Source organism: Pseudomonas sp. PA-1-6B, from assembly GCF_021609545.1.
GTDB lineage: Bacteria > Pseudomonadota > Gammaproteobacteria > Pseudomonadales > Pseudomonadaceae > Aquipseudomonas > Aquipseudomonas fluorescens_BV.
Genome location: NZ_WJZM01000012.1, coordinates 1 through 24,331, shown reverse-complemented (window position 1 = coordinate 24,331; position 24,331 = coordinate 1). Strand labels below are relative to the sequence as shown.

The window sequence follows — 24,331 nt, the reverse complement described above, 5'->3', positions numbered from 1 at the left end:
AACCCTTCAGCCGGGCACTTGTCCCCGCTTCCCATGTCACCCCCCAGCCCACAGATACCTTAATTTTCCAAGCCTGCCGGAAGCCACTCCAGGCCCTCGGCTGCGCCCGCTATTTTTTCCTGGGCGCCCGGCACTGCCGATCCAAGCGGCAAAACTGAATACGGACATTCTCGTCAACCGTGAATTATCAGGCAGGTTACCCATGCAGTTCAGCGACTTACTGGCAGCGATCTCCACCCATGCGATCCGTCTGCAGACCGAAGAGGGCGACCTGATCGTCCTGGGCGATGACGAAGCGTTGGACGACGCGCTCTGGGATCAATTGATCGCGCACAAACCCCAACTGTTGCAGTTGGTCGCCGAACATGGCGGTGACTGGCTGAGCCCGGCCTACCGCATCACACCGGACATGCTGGCCCTGGTCAACCTCGACCAGCCGGCCATCGACCGCATCGTCGCGGCGGTCCCAGGCGGGGCGGCGAATGTGCAGGATATCTACCCCCTGGCGCCGCTCCAGGAAGGCATGCTTTATCACCATCTTTCGGCGCAGAAGGGTGACCCTTACGTGCTGCACGCGCAGTTCGTGTTCGACAGCCGTGCACGCCTTGACGCTTTTGCCGAGGCGCTGCAATGGGTCATCGATCGTCACGACATCCTGCGCACCTCGATGGTCTGGGAGCGCCTGGACGAGCCGCTGCAAGTGGTGTGGCGCAAGGCTGTGCTGGCCTGCGAAGAGGTGCCTCTGGACGATGCTGACCGCCTGGTTCAATTGCTCGCTCGCTATGATGCCCGCGCTTATCGCATGGATCTGGGCCAGGCGCCGCTGCTGCGCCTGGTATTCGCTGACGACCCGGCCAACCAGCGGGTGGTGGCGATGCTGCTGTTCCACCACACCATCCTTGATCACACGGCCCTGGATGGCGTTCGGCATGAAATCCAGCTGTACCTGGCCGGGCAGCAAGCCCAGGCCCGTGCACCGATAGCGTTTCGCAGCTATATCGCCCAGGTGCGCCATGGCGTCAGCGAGCAGGCCCATGAGGCGTTCTTCCGCGACATGCTGGCGGATATCGATGAACCGACGCTGCCGTTCGGTCTGCAAGATGTGCAGGGCGGCGGCCAGGGGATCGACGAAGTGCGCATTCCCGTCGACAGCGCTCTGAGTCGCCGCCTGCGCAGCATGGCGCGCCCGCTGGGGGTGAGTGTGGCGAGCCTGATGCACCTGGCTTTGGCGCGAGTGCTGGGTGCAGTCTCCGGTCAGGAGGCGGTGGTATTTGGCACTGTGATGCTCGGGCGCATGGGCGCAGGTGAGGGCGGTGAGCGGGCCTTGGGCATGTTCATCAACACCTTGCCACTGCGGGTGGATGTGGGTGAGCAGGGCGTGCGCGCTGCGGTCAAGATCACCCATGAGCGCCTCACGCGCTTGCTCGATCACGAACATGCGTCCCTGGCGCTGGCACAACGGTGCAGCGGCGTGGCGGCGCCTACGCCGCTGTTCAGCGCGATACTCAACTACCGTCACAGCGCCGCCACCGACATGGCGGCGGTGATCGAAGTCGCCGACGGCATCCGGGTGTTGGGCGCCGAGGAGCGCACCAATTACCCGCTGACGCTGAACGTCGATGACCTGGGTGAAGACTTCGCCCTGACCGTGATGGTCGATGCGTCCATTGGCGCGCAGCGGGTTGCGGGTTATCTGCATACGGCCTTGCAAAGCCTGGCCGACGCCCTTGAACAACGACCGGATATGCCGCTCTGCGGCCTGAACATCCTGCCTGACGCTGAACGCCACCATTTGCTGCACACCTTGAATCATTGCCCCACGCATTACGCCGACACCCAACTGATCCACCAGCAAGTCGAAACCCACGCCGCTGCCCAGCCCGATGCCATTGCGTTGCGCTTCGAGCACCACGCCCTGACCTACCGCCAACTCAACGAACGCGCCAACCAGGTCGCCCACGCGCTCCTGGCCCACGGTGTGTGCCCCGACGCGCGCGTGGCCATTTGCGTGGAGCGTGGCCCGCAGATGATCATCGGCCTGCTTGGCATTCTCAAGGCCGGTGCGGGCTATGTGCCCATCGACCCGGCCTATCCCCAGGAACGCATCGCCTACACCCTGGCCGACAGCCAGCCGGTGGTGGTGCTGGTGCAGGCAAACACGGCGCAGCGGGCCGGCGCACTGGCCCGGATCGACCTGGACCACCTGGGCCCGTTGCCCATCTCCAACCCTGGGTTGCACCTGAGCCCGGCCAACCTGGCCTACGTCATCTACACCTCCGGCTCCACTGGTCAGCCCAAGGGCGTGATGATCGAGCATCGCCAAGTCGCACGCCTGTTCAGCGCCACCCACCACTGGTTCGGGTTCAACCCGCACGATGTGTGGGCGCTGTTCCATTCCTTCGCGTTCGACTTTTCCGTGTGGGAAATCTGGGGCGCGCTGATGCACGGCGGCCAGTTGCTGATCGTGCCGCAACTGGTCAGCCGCTCGCCGGATGAGTGCTACGCGCTGTTGTGCGACGCCCAGGTGAGCATCCTCAACCAGACGCCGAGCGCGTTCCGCCAGTTGATCGCGGCCCAGGGCAACAGTGCCCAGTCCCATTCCTTGCGCCAAGTGATTTTCGGCGGCGAAGCCCTGGAACCGGGCATGCTCAAGCCGTGGTACGCACGGGCAGTGAATGCCGGTACGCAACTGGTGAACATGTACGGCATCACTGAAACCACCGTGCATGTGACCTACCGTGCGCTGGAAGCGGCCGACGCGCACTTGGTCGGCGTGAGCCCGATTGGCGTGCGTATTCCCGATTTGCAGTTGTATGTGCTGGATGAGCGCCATGAGCCCTTGCCCCTGGGTGTGGTGGGCGAGTTGTACGTGGGCGGTGCCGGGGTGGCGCGTGGTTACCTCAACCGCCAGGCGCTGAATGCCGAACGCTTCCTTGCCGACCCGGCCACCGGCTTGCGCATGTACAAGACCGGCGACCTCGGCCGCCTGCTGGCCGACGGCAGTGTCGAGTACCTGGGGCGTAACGATGACCAGGTCAAGATCCGTGGTTTCCGTATCGAACTGGGTGAAATCCAGGCGCACCTGGCCACTGCCAGCGGCGTGCGCGATGCGGTGGTGATCGCCCGTGAAGATCAGCCGGGCGATAAACGCCTGGTGGCCTATGTGATCAGCGATGGCGAACTCAACGTGGCCGCCCTGCGTGACCATCTGCTGCTGAGCCTGGCTGAACACATGGTGCCCAGCGCCTTCGTGCGCCTGGACACGCTGCCGCTGACCACCAACGGCAAACTCGACCGCAAGGCCTTGCCCGCACCCGATGCCGACGCCGTGGCCCGGCGCGAGTATGCGGCGCCCCAGGGTGCGGTGGAAACCACCCTCGCCATGCTCTGGCAAGACCTGCTCAACGTCGACCGTGTCGGTCGTGAGGACAATTTCTTCGAACTCGGTGGCCATTCACTGCTGGCGGTCAAACTGATCGAGCGCATGCGCCAGGTCGACCTCAGCGCCGATGTGCGCGTGCTGTTCGGCCAACCGACCTTGGCGGCGCTCGCTGCGGCGGTGGGCGGCCAGCAGACCGTGCAGGTGCCGGCCAACCCTATTCAAGCAGACACCCAGGCCATCACCCCGGACATGCTGCCCCTGGTCGAGCTGGATCAGGCCGCTATCGACCATATCCTTGAGGCCGTGCCCGGTGGCGTTGCCAACGTGCAGGACATTTATGGCCTGGCGCCGTTGCAGGCCGGCATTCTCTACCATCACCTGGCGACCACCGAGGGCGACCCCTACGTGTTGCAGGTGCAGTTGCGGTTTCACGACCAGGGCGCTGTCGACGGGTTTGTCAACGCGCTGCACACGGTGATCGAGCGCAACGATATCCTGCGCACCGCCATCCTCTGGGAGGGCCTGGAAGAGCCGGTGCAAGTGGTGTTACGCCAGGCACCCTTGGTGATCGAACGCCTGGATGCGCTGGGCAGTGATGCACTGGAGCATCTGCAACAGCGTTTCGACCCACGCCACTATCGCCTGGACCTGTCACGCGCCTCGCTGATGCGCCTGGCGTATGCGCAGGACAGCCATGGCTTGGTCGGCATTTTGCTGCTGCACCATATCCTCCTCGACCACACGGCCCTGCACGTGCTGGTCAAAGAGATGAGTGCCAGCCTGCATGGCCACAGCGCGCAACTGCCTGACGCGGTGCAGTATCGCAACTACGTGGCCCAGGCCCGGCTCGGTGTCACCCAGGCCCAGCATGAAGCCTTCTTCAGCCAGATGCTGGGCGACATCGACGAGCCGACCCTGGCCTTCGGCTTGCAGGACGTGAATGGTGACGGCAGCGGCATCCATGAAGCGCGCCTGCCGCTGGAGCCTGCGCTCAACCTGGGCTTGCGCGAACAGGCGCGGCAACTGGGCGTGAGCACCGCGAGCCTGGTACATCTGGCCTGGGCCCAGGTGCTGGGCCAGGTGTCTGGCCAGCAGGAGGTGGTATTCGGCACCGTGTTGCTGGGCCGTATGCAGGGCGGTGAGGGCGCGGACCGGGCGCTGGGGATGTTTATCAATACCTTGCCGCTGCGGGTCAGCGTTGGCAGCGTCGGCGTGCAGGCCGGCGTGCGCGCCACCCATGCGCGCCTGGCGCAACTGCTCGGGCACGAACATGCCTCGTTGTCCCTGGCCCAGCGTTGCAGTGGCGTGCCGGGCTCGTTGCCGCTGTTCAGCACCTTGCTCAACTACCGGCACAGCGCAGCCGATGAAGCGCCGGGGGACAACCCCTTTGCCGCTTCCGGTATCGAGATTCTCAGCTCCGAAGAACGTAGCAACTATCCGCTGGTGCTCAACGTTGATGACCTGGGGAGTGGCTTTGCCCTGACGGTGCAAGGCGTCGCGCACCTGGATGTGCAACGCGTGGGTGAGTACATGCTCACCGCGTTGCGCCATGTGGTGAAGGCGCTGCAACATGCGCCGACCACGCCGCTGCAGGCGGTGTCGATCCTGCCGCCTTCCGAGCGTCATCAAGTGCTGGTGGGTTTCAACGCCACCGCCCGGCAATACCCCTCGCAACTTACTGTCTCGCAACTGTTTGAAGCCCAGGCGCTGGCTCGCCCTGAAGCGTCGGCGGCGGTGCAGGGCGAGCTGTCACTGAGCTACCGTGACCTCAATCGCCGTGCCAACCGCCTGGCCCATCATCTGATCAGCCAGGGGGTGCAGCCGGGCGAAAGCGTGGCAATTGCCTTGCCGCGTTGCCTGGATCTGCTGGTCTGCCAACTGGCGATCCTCAAGTGCGCTGCGGTGTATGTGCCGCTGGACGTCAACGCGCCTGTCGAACGCCAGGCTTTCATCGTCAAAGACAGCGGCGCACGCCATGTGCTGGACGACCTGGCGCAGTTGGATCTGGAGACGCAGTCGCCCGCTAATCCCGACCTGGCCCAATCCGCGCAGAGCGTTGCCTACATCCTCTACACCTCCGGTTCCACCGGGGCACCCAAGGGCGTGCAAGTGCCCCATCTCGCCATCTCGCGGCTGGTGCTGAACAACGGTTTTGCCGAATTCAATGCCCACGACCGGGTGGCCTTTGCTTCTAACCCGGCATTTGACGCCAGCACCCTCGAAGTGTGGGCACCGTTGCTCAATGGCGGTTGTGTGGTGGTGGTCGAGCAGGTGCAGTTGTTATCCCAAGCCGCGTTCGCCGAGCTGTTGCGGGAACAGACGGTCAGCGTGTTATGGATGACCGCCGGGCTATTTCATCAGTACGCCGATGCGTTGATGCCGGTGTTCCGCCAATTGCGCTACCTGATCGTCGGCGGCGACGTGCTTGACCCTCAGGTGATTGGCCGGGTACTCAAGCTCGGCAAACCCCAGCACCTGCTGAATGGGTATGGCCCGACCGAAGCCACCACGTTCTCCACCACGTTTGAGATCACCACGCTTGGCGAGGGCGCTATTCCGATTGGTCGACCGATTGCCAACGCTCAGGCCTATGTACTGGACGCGCGCCAGCAACCGCTGCCAGTGGGTGTGACCGGCGAGCTCTATATCGGCGGTGCGGGCGTTGCGAAAGGCTACTTGAACCTGCCTCAACTGAGCGCGGAAAAATTTGTCCCGAACCCATTCGGCGATGGCCAACTCTACCGCAGCGGTGATCTGGCCTGCTGGCGAGCCGACGGCAATTTGATGTATCTGGGGCGCAATGACCTGCAGGTGAAGATTCGTGGCTTTCGTATCGAACCCGGTGAAATCGAAGCGTGCCTGTGTGCCTGTGCTGGGATCAGGGACGTTGTGGTATCGGTTCGCGAAGACGAGCCTGGCCACAAACGGTTAGTGGCCTATTACACCGCCGACGCAACGTTGGATATCGCAACCCTGCGAGCTCATGTGCAAGGCCGGTTGCCCGATTACATGGTGCCTTCGGCTTATGTGTGGCTGGCGCAGTTGCCGCTCACCGCCAACGGCAAGCTCGACCGCAAGGCATTGCCGGCACCCGACCAGGCCGCCTTGATCAGCCGTGGCTACGAAGCCCCACAAGGCGAGGTGGAAAGCCTGCTGGCGCAGATCTGGCAGGACGTGCTCAAGCTTGAACGCGTGGGGCGCCATGATCACTTCTTCGAATTGGGCGGGCATTCGTTGCTGGCGGTCAGCCTGATCGAACGCATGCGCCAGGTGGGCCTGAGCGCCGATGTGCGCGTGTTGTTCAGCCAGCCAAGCCTGGCCGCGCTGGCGGCAGCCGTGGGCAGCGGCAGAGAAATCGTGGTGCCCGCCAATGGCATCCCCGCCGGCTGCATAAAGATCACACCGTCGATGCTGAGCCTGGTGCAACTCACCCCGCAGGCCATCGCGCACATTGTCGCCAGCGTGCCGGGTGGTGCAGCGAATATCCAGGATATCTACCCGCTGGCGCCGCTACAGGAAGGCATTCTCTACCACCACATCAGCGCCGAGCAGGGCGACCCGTACCTGCTGCAATCGCGCATGGCCTTTGACACTGCCGAGCGTCTGCACGGCTTTATGGGCACGCTGCAACAAGTGGTGGCGCGCCACGACATTCTGCGTACCGCTGTGGTGTGGGAAGGGCTCGAAAGCCCGGTGCAAGTGGTGTGGCGCACCGCCCAGTTGGGGGTGCACGAGGTGATGCTCGACCCGGGACACGGCGACGTGATGGCGCAACTGCATGAGCGTTTCGATGCGCGCCTCTACCGCCTGGACATTACCCAGGCGCCCTTGCTGCGCATGGTCTATGCCCAGGACCCGGCACACAACCGGGTCGCGGCGATCCTGCTGTTCCACCACCTGGCGCTGGACCACACCGCCATTGAAGTGGTTGGCCAGGAAATGCGTGCCTTCATGTTCAACCAGGCCCAGGACTTGCCCGCCGCCGCGCCGTTTCGCAACTATGTGGCCCAGGCGCGACTGGGCGTCAGTGTGGCGCAGCATGAGCAGTTTTTCCGCGACATGCTCGCCGAGGTCGACGAGCCCACCTTGCCGTTTGGCCTGCAGGATGTGCAGGGCGATGGTCGTGCAATCGAAGAAGCCGAGGTGCACCTGGAAGCGGGCCTGGCCCAGCGCGTACGCCAGCAGGCGCGCCAACTGGGCGTCAGCGCCGCCAGCCTGATGCACCTGGCCTGGGCCCAGGTGTTGGGCCTGGTCTCGGGCCGCGACGAGGTGGTGTTCGGCACGGTGCTGATGGGCCGTATGCAAGCCGGCGAGGGCGCAGACCGTGCGCTGGGGATGTTTATCAACACCTTGCCGCTGCGGGTCGATGTTGCAGCCGGCGCAGCGCAGGCGGTCAAAGCCACCCATGCCCGCTTGAGCGCCTTGCTCGGGCATGAGCATGCGTCACTGGCCCTGGCCCAGCGTTGCAGCGGAGTGCCGACCAGCACGCCGCTGTTCAGCGCCTTGCTCAATTACCGCCACAGCAACCCAGGCGAAATGGCCCGCGACGGCCACGGCATCTGGGAAGGCGTGCAACTGCTGGGCGGTGAAGAACGCAGCAACTACCCGCTGACCCTGAGCGTGGATGACCTGGGCGCAGGCTTTGGCCTGAGCGTGCTGGCCGTGCCGCAAATCGGCGCGCAACGCCTGTGCGACTACATGCTCAGCGCCGTGGAGCAATTGGTTGCCACCCTTGAGACGGCGCCCCACCGCGCGCTGCGCCAGTTACCGATTCTGCCCGCCGCAGAGCGCGACACGGTGCTGCGCGAGTTCAACGCCACTGCCCACGACTTCCCCCATGGCCAGACAGTGCACGGTGCGTTTGAGGTACAGGCCGAGCGCCAGCCCCATCGCATTGCCGTGCAGCAAGGCAGCGAGGCGCTGACGTATCAGCAGCTCAATCAACGGGCCAACCAGTTGGCTCATCACTTGCTGGAACTCGGCGTGCAAGCCGATGACCGCGTGGCACTGTGTTGCCGTCGCGGCCCGCAGATGCTGGTGGGGCTGTTGGGCATTCTCAAGGCTGGCGCGGGCTATGTGCCGATCGACCCGGCGTACCCCGCCGAGCGTATCGCCTACTTGTTGCAAGACAGCGCGCCCGTGGCGGTGCTGGCCGAGACCAGCACCCGGGACCTGCTGGGGTCCGTCGCCGTGGTCGATCTGCAGGACCCCAGTTGGCAGCGCCACGCCGTCAGCAATCCGCAACTGCCCGCCCTCACGCCCGCGCACCTGGCGTATGTGATCTACACCTCCGGCTCCACCGGCCAGCCCAAGGGCGTGATGGTGGAACACCGCACCGTGGAAAACCTGGTGCATTGGCACTGTGAGGCCTTTGGTCTGACAGCGGTAAGCCACACCAGCAGCGTGGCCGGCATGGGGTTTGATGCCATGGCCTGGGAAGTCTGGCCGGCCCTGTGCGTCGGCGCGACCCTGCACCTGCCACCCGCCGACATCGGCAACGAAAACATCGATGAACTGCTGGCCTGGTGGCTGGCACAGCCGTTGGACGTGAGTTTCCTGCCGACCCCGGTGGCCGAGTACGCGTTCAGCCTGCCCCAGCAGCACCCCACCTTGCGCATCCTGCTGATCGGCGGTGACCGCCTGCGTCAGTTCACCCTGGAGCGGCGCTTTGCGGTGGTCAACAACTACGGCCCCACCGAAGCCACGGTGGTTGCCACCTCCGGCCGCGTGCGGGCCGGGCAGGTGTTGCATATCGGCCGGCCCATCGCCAATACCACCAGCTACGTGCTGGATGCGCACCTGCGCCCGGTACCGGTGGGCGTGGCCGGTGAACTCTATGTGGGCGGCAGCGGCGTGGCGCGGGGTTACCTGAACCGTCCCGAGCTGACGGCCGAACGCTTCCTGCAAGACCCGTTCAACCCAGGGCGCATGTACCGCACCGGTGACCTGGTGCGTTGGCTGCCCGATGGCAACCTTGAATACCTGGGCCGTAACGACGACCAGGTAAAACTGCGCGGCGTGCGGGTTGAACTGGGTGAAATCGAAAGCCGCCTGGCGGCACTGGACGGCATCCGCGAGGCCGTGGTGCTGGTGCGCGAAGGCCGCCTGTTGGCCTGGTTCACCGAACAGCGCCCGCTGCAGATCGAGACCTTGCGTGCGCACCTGCAAGCCCAACTTCCCGAGGCGCTGGTGCCGGTCGCCTACATGCGGCTTGATCAGTTGCCCCTGACCGCCAACGGCAAACTGGACCGCAAGGCATTGCCAGAGCCAGACCAGTGCGCCTTGCTAAGCCGTGAATACCAAGCCCCCCAGGGAGACGTCGAAACCACCCTGGCGCGGCTGTGGGCCGAGGTGTTGCAGGTGGAGCACGTGGGTCGCCATGACCACTTCTTCGAACTGGGCGGCCATTCATTGCTGGCCGTCAGCCTCATCGAGCGCATGCGCCAGGCCGGCCTCAGCGCTGATGTGCGCGTGCTGTTCAGCCAGCCAACCCTGGCCGCGCTGGCCGCCGCTGTCGGCAGTGGCCGCGAAGTGCAGGTGCCGGCCAATCGCATCAGTGCCGGTTGCCAGCGCATCACCCCGGACATGCTGGCCCTGGTGGACCTCGATCAGTCGGCGATCGACCAGGTGGTGGCCCAGGTGCCTGGCGGCGCCGCCAACGTGCAGGACATTTACCCGCTGGCGCCGTTGCAGGAAGGGATTTTCTATCACTACCTCACGGCGGCGCAGGGCGATCCTTACCTGCTGCAATCACACCTGGCGTTTGACGGTGTCGAGCGCCTGCAGGCCTTTATGCGCGCACTGCAACAGGTGATCGACCGCCACGACATCCTGCGCACCGGGGTGGTGTGGGAGGGCCTGGCGCAACCGCTGCAAGTGGTGTGGCGCCAGGCGCAGTTGTGCGTACAGGAACTGCAACTGCAAGGCGACGTACTCGCCGGCCTGCACGAGCGGTTTGATGCGCGGCGGTATCGCCTGGAGATCAGCCAGGCGCCGCTGATCCGCTTGATGTACGCCCAGGACCCGGCCAACCAGCGTGTGGTGGCGGTGCTGCTCTATCACCATATCGTGTTGGACCACACCGCCTTCGACGTGGTGTTGCGCGAAATGCAGGGCCACCTGTTGGGCCACGCAGCGCCTACCGCCGCGCCAATGCCGTATCGCAACTATGTGGCCCAGGCCCGTTTGGGTGTCAGCGAACAGGAGCATGAACAGTTCTTCCGCCAGATGTTGGGCGATGTTGACGAACCGACGTTGCCGTTCGGCTGGCAGGACGTGCGCGGCGACGGCAATGCCATCGACGAACACACCCTGCAACTGGACAGCCAGCTCAACCGCCGCCTGCGCAGCCAGGCACGGCTGCTGGGGGTCAGTGCTGCCAGCCTGTTCCATCTGGCCTGGGCGCAGGTGTTGGCCGCGGTATCGGCGCGCCACACGGTGGTGTTCGGAACGGTGCTGGTAGGCCGTTTGCAAGGTGGCGAGGGCGCCGACCGCGCCCTGGGTGTGTTTATCAACACCTTGCCGCTGCGCCTGGATATCGACGACCAGGGCGCCCGCGCCGCCGTGCGGGCCACCCATGCGCGGCTGACCCAATTGCTCGGCCATGAACACGCCTCCCTGGCCTTGGCCCAGCGTTGCAGTGGCGTAGCGGCCCCGGCGCCCTTGTTCAGCTCGATGCTCAACTATCGCCATCGCGGCGCCGCCACCCGTTCGGCGGATGCGCAATTGGCATGGGAAGGCATGCAGACCTTGGTCAATGACGGGCGCACCAATTACCCGCTGACCTTGAACGTGGACGACCTGGGCGACGGCTACGCGTTCACCGCCCTGGCCCAGGTGGATGCACAACGGGTGTGCGGGTATATGCATAACGCGTTGAGCGGCCTGGTCGAGGCTCTTGAGCAGGCCCCGCACCAGGCGCTGAACCGCCTGCCGGTGCTGGGGCTGCAAGAGCGGCAACAACTGCTGGTGCAGTTCAACGCCACCGAGGTGAACTACAACCTCGACCAGACCCTGCACGGGTTGTTTGAAGCCCAGGTTGTACGTACCCCGCAGGCCGTGGCGGTGAACGCCGGCGAGCACACCTTGAGCTACCAGCAACTCAATGAACGCGCCAACCGCCTGGCCCATCACCTGCGTGACAGCGGTGTGCGCCCGGATGCACGGGTGGGCATCTGCGTCGAGCGCGGCCTGGACATGGTCGTCGGCCTGTTCGCCATCCTCAAGGCCGGCGGTGCCTATGTGCCGCTGGACCCGGCGTACCCGCCAGAGCGCATCGCCTACATGCTGCACGACAGCGCGCCGGTGGTGGTGCTGGCCCAAAGCGCCACCCGCACCCTGCTGGGGGACGTGGCGGTAGTCGACCTCGACCACAGCACCTGGCAGCACCAACCCGTCACCAACCCGCAAGTACCGGGCCTCATTGCCCAACACGCGGCCTATGTGATCTACACCTCCGGTTCCACCGGCCAACCCAAGGGCGTGATCAACGAACATGCGGGGGTGGTCAACCGCCTGTTGTGGATGCAGGACGCCTATAGCCTCATGGCCCACGATGCGGTGTTGCAGAAAACCCCGTTCAGCTTCGACGTGTCGGTGTGGGAGTTCTTCTGGCCGCTGTTCACCGGCGCGCGTCTGGTGATGGCGCGCCCTGAAGGGCACAAGGACCCGGTGTACCTGTGCGAGGTGATCGCGACGGAGCACATCACCACCTTGCACTTTGTGCCGTCGATGCTCGATGTATTCCTGGCCCACGGCGATGTCAGCCAGGCGGCGGGGTTGGTGCGGGTGATGTGCAGCGGCGAGGCCTTGCCGGGCAGCCTGGTGCGGCGTTTCAAGCAGCAGTTGCCGGGGATTGGTTTGTACAACCTGTATGGCCCCACTGAGGCGGCAGTGGACGTGACGGCCTGGAACTGCGCACGGCCTGAGGTGCCGGACAACACCCCGATCGGCAAGCCGATTGCCAACACCCGCCTGTATGTACTCGATGGGCAGTTACAGCCGGTGCCGTTGGGCGTGGTCGGTGAGCTGTTCATCGCCGGCGTGCAAGTGGCGCGGGGTTACCTGAACCGCCCTGAGCTGACCGCCGAGCGCTTCCTCGACGACCCGTTCACCCCTGGGCGCATGTACCGCACCGGTGACCTGGGCCGCTACTTGCCCGACGGCACGCTCGAGTACCTGGGGCGTAACGACGATCAGGTGAAGATCCGTGGCCTGCGCATCGAACTGGGAGAAATCCAGGCGCGCCTGATCGAGCATCCGGCGGTCAAGGACGCCGTGGTCGTCGCCCGTGACCAGCGCCTGGTCGCGTATTACACCGGCGCGCCCACCGATATCGAAAGCCTGCGCGCCCAACTGTTGCAGCACCTGCCTGACTTTATGGTGCCGGCGCTGTTCATGCACCTGGACGCCTTGCCCCTGAGCCCCAACGGCAAGCTCGACCGCAAGGCCCTGCCTGCACCCGGTATGGACGCGTTGCAGGTACGTGAGTACGCGGCGCCCGAAGGCGACACCGAGATCCTCCTGGCCCAGCTCTGGGCCGAGCTGCTCAAGGTAGAGCGGGTAGGACGCCACGACAACTTCTTTGAACTGGGCGGGCACTCGCTGCTGGCCGTGAGCTTGATCGGGCGCCTGCGCCAGGAAGGCATGGAAGCCGATGTGCGGGGCTTGTTCGAACAACCGACCCTGGCCGGCTACGCCGCAATGACCGAACGAATGGAGATCGTCCTGTGAACATCCTCGAGCTGCTGGCAACCCTGAAAACCAAGGATGTGCAACTGGCGCTCAAGGGCGAGCAGTTGTCGGTGAACGGCAACAAGCAAGCCTTGAGCGACCCGGCGATATTGGCCGCCTTGCATGAACACAAGCCGGCGCTGATCGAACTGATCAAGGCCGGTGAATACACCGCGACCAAGGCCGGTGAGGTGCAGGTGCCGGCCAATGGCATCCCGGCCAATGCCGAGCGTATCACCCCCGACATGCTGACCCTGTCGACCCTGAGCCAGGACGAGATCGAGCGCATTGTCGCCACGGTGCAGGGCGGCGTGGCGAATATCCAGGACATCTACCCGCTGGCGCCGTTGCAGGAAGGCATCCTGTTCCACCATGTCAGTGCCGAGCAGGGTGACCCCTATGTGATGCAGTCGCAGTTCGCCTTTGACAACCTTGCGCGTTTCGATGCATTTGCCCAGGCGCTGCAACGGGTGATGGACCGTCACGACATCCTGCGTACCGGGGTGGTCTGGGATGGCCTGACGCAACCCTCGCAAGTGGTGTGGCGCCAGGCACGCCTGCCGGTGCAAGCCTTGAGGCTGGACCCGGCCGACGGCGATATCGCCGCGCAACTGCATGACCTGTTTGATGCCCGCCACTATCGCCTCGACGTCACCCAGGCGCCGTTGCTGCGCCTGGTGCACGCTGAAGACCCGGCCAACCAGCGCATCGTCGCCATCCTGTTGTTCCATCACATGGCGCTCGACCACAGCGCCCTGGACGTGGTGTGCCACGAAATGCAGGCGTGCCTGTTGGGCCACGGCGCGGCCCTGGGCCAGGCCGTACCGTTTCGCAACTATGTGGCGCAGGCGCGGTTGGGGATCAGTGAGCAGGAGCACGAACGTTTCTTCCGGCAGATGCTCGGCGATATCAGCGAGCCCACCTTGCCGTTCGGTTTGCAGGACGTGCAAGGTGATGCGCGGGGTATCGCTGAAGTCAGCCTGCCATTGGCGCCGGCACTGGCCCAACGCTTGCGCGGGCAGGCGCGCCAACTGGGCGTGAGCGCCGCCAGCCTGTTTCACTTGGGTTGGGCCCAGGTGCTGGGGGTGTTGGCCGGCAAGGCCCAGGTGGTGTTCGGCACGGTGTTGATGGGGCGCATGCAGGGCAGCCATGACACCGACCGCGCCCTGGGCATTTTCATCAATACCTTGCCGTTTCGCGTGGACGTAGACGCCCAGGACGTACGCACCGCAGTCAAGGCCACCCACGCGCGCCTGACCACCTTGCTGCGCCATGAACACGCAGCCTTGGCCCTGGCCCAGCGTTGCAGTGGCGTGCTCGCGCCGACGCCGCTGTTCAGCGCGCTGCTCAACTATCGCCACAGCGCGCCCGCCGCCAGTGCCGAGGCGGTGTCGGCCTGGCACGGCATCACCGCACTGCGCGCCGAGGAGCGCACCAACTACCCGCTTACCCTGAGCGTGGACGACCTGGGTGAGGGCTTCGGCCTGAGTTTGCTGGCCAGCACCCTGGTTGACCCTCAGCGCGTCTGCGCCTACCTGCACACCGCGCTGGAAAACCTGGTGAGCGCACTGGAGCAGGCCCCCCATACCGCGCTAGACCAACTGTCGGTGGTGCCCGCGGCCGAACAACGCTTGCTGCTGGAGCAGTTCAACACCACCCAGACCGTTTTCCCCCAAGGCACCACCCTGCATGGCCGCGTCGAAGCCCAGGCTAGGCTCACGCCGGACGCGATTGCCGCTGTGCATCAGGGCCGGCAACTGACCTATGCCGAACTGAACCAGCAAGCCAACCTGCTGGCGCATCATCTGCTGGCGCTGGGGGTCAAGCCCGACGACCGCGTGGCCATTGTTGCGCGGCGCGGCCTCGACACCCTGGCCGGGTTGTTGGCGATTCTCAAGGCCGGCGCCGGTTATGTGCCGGTGGACCCGTCCCACCCGGCCGAGCGCCTCCACTATTTGCTCAGTGACAGCGCGCCAGTGGCGGTACTCACCCAGCATGCGTTGCTGACGCGCCTGCCGGTGCTGGAAGTGCCGGTGATCAACCTGGATCGCTTCACCTGGCAGCACCATTCGGCGAGCAACCCCACAATCGCCGTCGGCCCGACGAACCTCGCCTATGTGATCTACACCTCCGGCTCCACTGGCTTGCCCAAGGGGGTGATGGTGGAACACCACAGCGTCGCCAACCTGGTGGACTGGCATTGCAGCGCCTTCGACCTGCGCGCCGGGCGACATACCGCCAGTGTTGCCGGTTTCGGCTTTGACGCGATGGCCTGGGAAGTGTGGCCGGCGCTGTGTGTGGGCGCCACCTTGCACCTGCCACCGGCCCATGAGGGCGGCGAAGATATCGACGCACTGCTGGCCTGGTGGTGCGCGCAGCCACTGGATGTGAGCTTTCTGCCGACGCCGGTGGCGGAATACGCCTTCAGTCAGAACATCGAGCACCCGACCTTGCGCACCTTGCTGGTCGGTGGCGACCGCCTGCGCCAGTTCGGGCGGGCGCAGCGCTTTGAGCTGGTCAACAACTACGGGCCCACCGAAGCCACGGTGGTGGCCACTTCCGGCAAGGTCGAGGCGGGCCAGCCGTTGCATATCGGCAAGCCCATGGCCAATGCCAAGGTCTACGTGCTCGACCCACACCAGCGCCCGGTGCCGCTGGGAGTGGCGGGGGAGTTGTACGTGGGCGGCAAGGGCGTGGCACGCGGTTACCTCAACCGCCCGGAACTCACCGCCGAGCGTTTCGTGCGCGACCCGTTCAACGAAGGACGCATGTACCGCACCGGCGACCTGGTGCGCTGGCTGCCGGACGGCACACTCGATTACCTGGGGCGCAACGATGACCAGGTGAAAATCCGTGGCGTGCGCATCGAGCTGGGCGAAATCGAAACCCAGCTCAACCAACTGCCCGGCATCCTCGAAGCAGTGGCCGTGGTGAGTGAAGAACGGCTGGTGGCCTACTTCATCGAAAACCCACAACTGGACCCGCTGACGGTGGCCCAGATTCGCGCCCACCTGGTGGCGCATCTGCCGGACTACATGGTGCCCGTCGCGTTCATGAAGCTCGACGCACTGCCACTGACGGCCAATGGCAAGCTCGACCGCAAGGCCCTGCCGGCGCCGGACATGGCCGCAGTCTTTACCCGCGAGTACGCCGCGCCCCTGGGCGAAATCGAAACTGTGCTGGCGCAGATCTGGGCCGAGGTGTTGCAGGTGCAGCGCGTGGGGCGCTATGACCATTTCTTTGAGCTGGGAGGGCATTCGCTGCTGGCCATGCGCATGGTGTCCCAGGTGCGCCAGCGGCTGGGCGTCGAATTGGCGTTGGGCGACCTGTTTGCCAACGCCGAACTGGCGGCGGTCGCCGAGGTGCTGGCCCAGGCCGGTCGCAGCACCTTGCCGGATATCCTGCCGGCTAACCGTGATGAGGACGTGCCGCTATCCTTCGCTCAGCAACGCCTGTGGTTCCTGGCCTTGATGGAAGGGGCCAACACCGCCTACAACATTCCCATCGGTTTGCGGTTGCGCGGGCAGTTGCATGTGCAAGCGTTGCAACGGGCCCTGGCGCGCATTGTGGCGCGGCATGAAACCCTGCGCAGCCGCTTCGCCCAACAGGGTGAACAGGCCCAGGTGCTGGTCGTGCCGGCCGAAGAGGTGTTGGCGCTGCAAGTGCAGGACCTGCGTCGCCATCCGCAGCCGCAACAGGCCCTGGACGCGCTGATCCACGGCGAAGCCTCGGCACCGTTCGACCTTGAGCGCGGCCCGTTGCTGCGCGGGCGCCTGGTGGTGATGGCCGATGATCACCATGTGCTGTTGCTGACCCTGCACCATATCGTCTCCGACGGCTGGTCCATGGGCGTGCTGACCCGCGAGCTGATGGCGCTGTACCAGGCTTTCAGCCACGGCCACGCCGACCCGCTGCCGCCCTTGCCGATCCAGTACGCCGACTTTGCCGTGTGGCAACGCCTGTGGCTGAGCGGCGAGGTGCTGCAGCGCCAAAGCAGCTACTGGCAACAGGCGTTGGCCGGTGCGCCGGCGTTGCTGACCTTGCCCACCGACCGCCCGCGCCCGGCGCAGCAGGACTACGCTGGCAGCAGTGTCGAAGTGCGCCTGGATGAACGCCTCACCGCCGGGCTCAAGGCCTTGAGCCAACGCCATGGCACCACCTTGTACATGACCTTGATGAGCGCCTGGGCTTCACTGTTGGCCCGCTTGTCCGGGCAGCCCGAGTTGGTGGTCGGCACGCCGGTGGCCAACCGCATGCGCTCCGAAGTCGAAGGGCTGATTGGCCTGTTCGTCAACACCCTGGCGCTGCGTATCGACACCTCGGGCGAGCTGAGCACCGAGGCGTTGCTGGCGCGGGTCAAGGTGCTGACGCTGCAAGCCCAGGCCCATCAGGACTTGCCCTTCGAGCAGGTGGTGGAAATCACCCGGCCGCCGCGCAGCCTGGCCCACAGCCCGCTGTTCCAGACCCTGCTGAGCTGGCAGGACAGCAGCGCGCCGACCCTGGCCCTGGGCGACCTGGCCCTGGAGAGCATTGTCGAGAACAGTCATTTCGCCAAGTTCGACCTGTCGTTGAACCTGGGGGAAGTGCAGGGCAGCATCCTCGGTGCGCTGGAATACGCCGTGGCCCTGTTTGACGAATCGACGATGCAGCGTTACGTCGGCTATTTCACCCGCGTGTTGCAGGCCATGGTCGATAACGACCAGGCGGTGCTGGCGCAGGTGCCGCTGGTGGATGTGCGCGAGCGTCGGCAACTGCTGGTGGATTTCAACGCCACCGCCGTTGAGTACAACCTCGACCAGACCCTGCACGGCCTGTTTGAAGCCCAGGTACTGCGTACACCCCAGGCCATTGCCCTGAAGGCGGGCGCGCAGCAACTGAGCTATGCCGAACTGAACGCGCGCGCCAACCAACTGGCCCATCACCTGCAAGCCCTGGGTGTGCAGCCCCAGGCGCGGGTGGCGATCTGCGTGGAGCGTGGCCTGGACATGGTCATCGGCCTGTACGCGATCCTCAAGGCCGGCGCCGCCTATGTGCCGCTGGACCCGGCCTACCCGTTGGAACGCATCGCCTACATGCTCCACGACAGCGCGCCGACGGTAGTGCTGGGCCAGTCCAGCACCCTTGGGTTGCTGGGCGAGGTGCCGGTGGTCAACCTGGATTCGCCCACCTGGCAGCACCAGCCCACCCATAACCCGCAGGCGGCCAGCGTGGCGGCCTACGTGATCTACACCTCCGGTTCCACCGGCCAGCCCAAGGGCGTGATCAACGAACACCCTGGGGTGGTCAACCGCCTGCTGTGGATGCAAGACGAATACGCGTTGACCGCCAGCGATACGGTCTTGCAGAAAACCCCGTTCAGCTTCGACGTGTCGGTGTGGGAGTTCTTCTGGCCGCTGTTCACCGGCGCACGCCTGGTCATGGCTCGCCCTGGTGGGCATAAAGACCCTGACTACCTGTGCCAGGTGATCGAGGCCGAGGGGGTCACGACGCTGCATTTTGTGCCGTCGATGCTCGACGTGTTCCTGGCCCATGGCGATGTCAGCCAGGCCGCCGGGCTGGTGCGGGTGATGTGCAGTGGCGAAGCCCTGCCGGGCAGCCTGGTACGGCGCTTCAAACAGCAATTGCCGGGGGTTGGCTTGTACAACCTGTATGGCCCCACCGAAGCGGCGGTGGATGTCACCGCGTGGGACTGCGCAGGCGCTGTGGTGCCGGATAACACCCCCATCGGCAAGCCGATTGCCAATACGCGCCTGTATGTACTGGACGAGCAGTTGCAGCCGGTGCCGTTGGGGGTGGTCGGTGAATTGTTCATCGCCGGCGTGCAGGTGGCGCGGGGTTACCTCAACCGTCCCGAGCTGACCGCCGAACGCTTCCTCGACGACCCGTTTACCCCGGGGCGTATGTACCGCACCGGTGACGTGGGTCGCTACTTGCCCGACGGCATTCTCGAGTACCTGGGGCGCAATGATGACCAGGTGAAGATTCGTGGCCTGCGCATCGAACTGGGGGAAATCCAGGCGCGCCTGACCGAGCATCCAGCGGTGCAGGAAGCCGCCGTGATTGCCCGCGAGCAGCGCCTGATCGCCTACTACACCGGCGTGCCGAGCGACGTCGAAAGCCTGCGCGCCCACCTGCTGCAACACCTGCCGGAATTCATGCTGCCGACGAGCTTTGTGCACCTTCAGGCGCTGCCGCTGAGCCCCAACGGCAAGCTCGACCGCAAGGCGCTGCCGGCGCCGGGCCTGGACGCGTCGAGCGTGCGCGACTATGAAGCGCCCGTGGGTGATACAGAAATCACCCTGGCCGCACTGTGGGCCGAATTGCTCAACGTGGAGCGCGTGGGCCGGCATGACAATTTCTTTGAATTGGGTGGCCACTCATTGCTGGCAGTCAGCCTGATCGGGCGCATGCGCCGCCTGGGCTTGTCGGCGGATGTGAAAGTGCTGTTTGGCCAACCGACCTTGTCCGCCCTGGCTGCGGCCTTGGGCGGTGGGCGTGAAGTGGCGGTGCCGGCCAATCGTATCGCGGCCGATTGCACCCGGATTACGCCGGACATGCTTGCGCTGATCACCCTGGACCCCGCTGCCATCGAGCGCATCGTCGCCAGCATCCCCGGCGGCGCGGCGAATGTGCAGGATATTTATCCGCTGGCACCCTTGCAGGCCGGCATCCTGTATCAGCATCGCGCCGTGCAAGGTGACGACGCCTATGTGCTGCAGGCGCAGTTTGCCTTCGACAGCCGCCTGCGCCTGGACGCCTTTGCCCAAGCCTTGCAGGCGGTGATTCAGCGCCATGACATCCTGCGTTCATCCTTCCACTGGGACGGGTTGGAGGAGCCGGTGCAGGTGGTGTGGCGCACCGCCTCATTACGGGTTGAAAACGGCTCGGTGCCGCCACACCTGGACCTCGCCCAGGCACCCTTGATGCGCCTGGTGTATGCCGAGGAGTCGCAGCGGGTGGTGGCGACGTTGCTGTTCCACCATCTGGTGATGGACCACATCGCGTTGGACATCCTGCAACACGAAATGCAGGCCTTCCTGTTGGGCACGCAAGACACCTTGGCCGCACCCGTGCCGTACCGCAACTACGTGGCCCAGACTCGTCTGGGCGCTGAGGACCACGAGCCGTTTTTCCGCGAAATGCTCGCTGAGGTCGACGAACCCACCGACGTACCGCACCTGGGTGCCGATGAGCGCGTGAAGGTGAGTCTCGACCTGGGGTTGAGTCGGCGCCTGCGCCACCAGGCGCGTCAAGCGGGAGTCAGCGCCGCCAGCCTCATGCACCTGGCCTGGGCCCATGTGCTGGGCACGGTCTGCGCTCGTGAACAGGTGGTGTTCGGCACGGTGATGCTCGGTCGCCTGCAAGGCGGCGAAGGTGCCGAGCGCGCCATGGGGGTGTTTATCAATACCTTGCCGCTGCGAGTCGATCTGGGTGAACACCCGGTACTGACCGCGCTGCGTGCCACCCATGGGCGCCTGACCCAACTGCTCAGCCATGAACACGCGCCTTTGGCGCTGGCCCAGCGTTGCAGCGGCGTACCCATGGCCACGCCGTTGTTCAGCGTGCTGTTCAACTACCGCCACAGTGCGCCCCAGGCCGGGGGCGTGGCCGAGGCGTGGCAGGGGATCGAGGTGCTCAAGACCGAGGAACACACCCACTACGGCGTGTCGGTGAGCGTGGATGACCTGGGTGAAGGTTTCAGCCTCACGGCCATGGGGCAGGGGGCCCGACGCTTGGGCGACTACCTGCATAACGCCTTGGTGCAGGTGGTGCAGGCACTGGAAGAGCGCAGCGACATCGCCCTCAGTTGCTTGCCGATCCTGCCCCTGGCTGAACGTCAGCAATTGCTTGAGGGCTTCAACGCTACGGCCCGCGTGTTCCCCCGTGAACACAGCGTGCAGCAGGTGTTCGAAGCCCAGGCGCAGGCGCGCCCCGACGCGGTGGCGGTGCTGCACGGCGAACAACGGATAAGCTATGGCGAACTCAACCGCCGCGCCAACCGCCTGGCCCATCACCTGCTCGGCCTGGGTGTGTGCCCCGGCGATAACGTGGCGATCCTGCTGCCACGCTCGGTGGCGTTGCTGGTCAGCCAACTGGCGATTCTCAAATGCGCCGCCGCCTATGTGCCGCTGGACATCAGCGCGCCGGCCGAACGCCAGGGCTTCATGCTGCAAGACAGCGGCGCGGCCTGGCTGTTGACCGGTAGCGACTGCAGCGTGGAGAGCGCGGCGCAGCGCCTGGACCTGGACACCCTGGCCCTTGACTCACACCCCGACCACAACCCGGGCCTGCCGCAATCCTCGCAGAGTGTGGCGTACATCATGTACACCTCCGGCTCCACTGGCATGCCCAAAGGCGTATTGGTGCCTCACCGTGGCATCACGCGTCTGGTGCTCAACAACGGCTACGCCGATTTCAATCCCAATGACTGCGTGGCCTTCGCCTCGAACCCGGCCTTCGATGCCAGCACCATGGACGTCTGGGGGCCGTTGCTCAACGGCGGTCAGGTGCAGGTGATCGACCACGCCACCTTGCTCGACCCGCTGGCGTTCGGCGCGGCACTCAAGGGCGCGACGGTGCTGTTCGTTACCACGGCGCTGTTCAACCAGTATGTGCAACTGATTCCCCAGGCCCTGGCCGGCTTGCGTATTTTGCTGTGCGGCGGCGAGCGTGCCGACCCGGCGGCGTTCCGCAACCTGCTTGCGCTGGCTCCGGGGCTGCGCCTGGTGCATTGCTACGGGCCGACCGAAACCACCACCTACGCCACCACTTTTGAAGTGCGCGCCATTGCCACTCAAGCCGACAGCGTGCCGGTAGGGCGACCCATTTCCAACACGCAGGTCTACGTGCTGGATGCGCAGTTGCACCTGCTGCCCCTGGGGGTGACCGGCGAAATCTGCATCGGCGGCGACGGTGTCGCCCAGGGCTACCTGAACCGCCCTGAATTGACGGCGGAAAAGTTCGTGCAGAACCCGTTCAATCCAGGCGCCTTGCTGTACCGCACCGGCGACCTCGGACGCTGGACCGCAGACGGCCTGCTGGAGTGCATCGGGCGCAATGACGATCAAGTGAAGATCCGTGGCTTTCGCATTGAGCTGGGTGAGATCGAAGCACGCTTGGCGACATTCTCCGGAATCCGCGAGGGGGTGGTGCTGGCCCGCGAAGACGTGCCGGGGGACAAACGCCTGGTGGCCTATTTCACCTGGGCGGGCGAGCCGGTCGGCATCGAGCCGGTGCGTGCTTATCTGCAGGCGCATTTGCCGGCCTACATGGTGCCGTCGGCCTTTGTGATCCTTGAGCAACTGCCGTTGACGGCCAATGGCAAGGTCGATCGCAAAGCCTTGCCGGTACCGACGTGGGACGCTTCGGCCAGCGGCACATTTGAAGCACCGGTCGATGCACTGGAGCAGACCTTGGCCCAGCTGTGGGCCGAGGTATTGAAGCTTGAGCAGGTGGGGCGCCATGACAGTTTCTTCGAACTGGGCGGGCATTCCTTGTTGGCAATTCGCCTGGTCAATCGGCTGGACGAGGCCGGGTTGCCAGTGTCGCTGGCCGAGCTGTTCGAGCATGCCAGCGTGGCCTCGGTCGCGGCGCTGCTGCGCCTGCGCGGTGATGACGTGCTACCTGAGGCGGCGGTGATTACGGTGCGCAGCCGTGGGTCGCAGGCACCGTTATTCCTGGTGCATGAGTTCAGTGGCATGGATGTGTACTTCCCGGCGCTGGGCCAGCACCTGCCTGGCGATTACCCGATATATGGCCTGCCGGGCCTGGCCCTGGGCGAGGCGCATCTGGACAGCATGGAAGGCCTGGCCGCGCGCATGGTCGGGCTGATTCGCCAGATCCAGCCCCACGGTCCTTACCGGCTGGCGGGGTGGTCCTTTGGGGGTGTGCTGGCCTATGAAGTTGCCATGCAGTTGCTGGGGCAGGATGAGGCCGTGGCGTTTCTGGGCTTGATCGACAGCTACGTGCCGCGCATGACCGACCAGGGCAAGTCACGCTGGAGCGGGCCGGATGCCCTCAAGCGGCATTTGTTGTTGCAGTGCACGGCCTATTGGAAGGCACAGGGAGGTGTGGATGAACTGGCGAACCTGGAACAACTGGAGGCAGGCCTTGGACAGCTGGACTTTGCGGCTCTGCTGCAACGCTGTCGCGATCAAGGTTTGCTATACGCGCAAATGGCAGCGGCGACGGACGCCGACCTGCTGAGCTTTTTGCAACGGGAAGTCGGCCATGGGCATGCCCTGGCCCACTACAGCCTGTTCCCGCTGCCGATTCCGGTGCACCTGTTCAGCGCCGAGCAGCGGCCTACCGAACTGTCGCGGCGCAGTGCCGCGCTGGGTTGGGACACCGCCCTGGCGCCTGGGCAACTGCGCCAGGTGCAGGTCCCGGGGGATCACCAGAGCATGATGCAGGCGCCGCATATCCAGAGCCTTGGGCAGGCCATGAGCCGAGCGCTGGCGGCGAGTACTCCGGCGAGCTGCGCGGCGCACTCACCCTTGCTGCGTATCCAGAGCGGGCGCGCCGGTTATGCGCCGGTGTTCTGCGTACCAGGCGCGGGAGACAGCGTCACCGGCTTTGTGGGTTTGAGCGAAGCGCTGGGACGTGACTGGCCGCTGTATGGCTTGCAGCCGCGGGGGCTGGATGGCGAGGCGGTGCCCCATAGCCAGGTGGAAGCGGCGGCCCAGTGTTACCTGGCGGCGCTGGAACAGGAGTGCCCCGAGGGGCCGGTGCATCTGGTGGGGCATTCGTTCGGCGGCTGGGTGGCACTGGAAATGGCGCTGCGCTTGCAGGCAATGGGGCGTGAGGTGGGGTCGTTGACGGTGATCGACAGCGAGTCGCCGGGGCGTGCGGGCAAGGCATATACCTCGACGGCGGCGTTGTTGCGGTTGATCGAGGCGATGCAGTTGGCGGCTGGGAAGTCACTGGGGATTGATCCTGTGGACTTTGCCGGGCGCGATGAGGTGGCGCAGCGACAAGCGTTGCATGGGGGAATGGTGAGTGTGGGGTTGTTGCCGGCGCGTGCGGCGCTGGAGGCGATGGATGGACCGGCGCGCACTTACGCGGCGGCGTTGCGCACGGTGTATCAGCCGCAAGGGCGGTATGACGGGGTGGTGCGCCTGGTGTTGGCGCAGGACCCGGCGTTGGATTCGGCGGGGAACCAGCGTGAGCAGGGGGTGATGATCGAGGGGTGGCGAGGGCAGGGCGGTGGGTTGGAGG

At 65.3% G+C, this 24,331-nt stretch carries 2 protein-coding genes; both read left to right on the top strand.

All coding sequences use genetic code 11. From position 1 onward, the window contains the following. Positions 1–202 precede the first annotated feature (202 nt). The gene (locus tag GIV35_RS08390) at positions 203–13,114 is read left to right on the top strand and encodes a non-ribosomal peptide synthetase (RefSeq protein WP_236485895.1); all 12,912 of its coding nucleotides are present in this window, start codon (positions 203–205) and stop codon (positions 13,112–13,114) included. Further along, positions 13,111–24,331: non-ribosomal peptide synthetase (locus GIV35_RS08385; RefSeq protein WP_236491382.1), on the top strand; the 11,221-nt coding region annotated here is incomplete at its 3' end. The genes GIV35_RS08390 and GIV35_RS08385, both read left to right, overlap by 4 nt.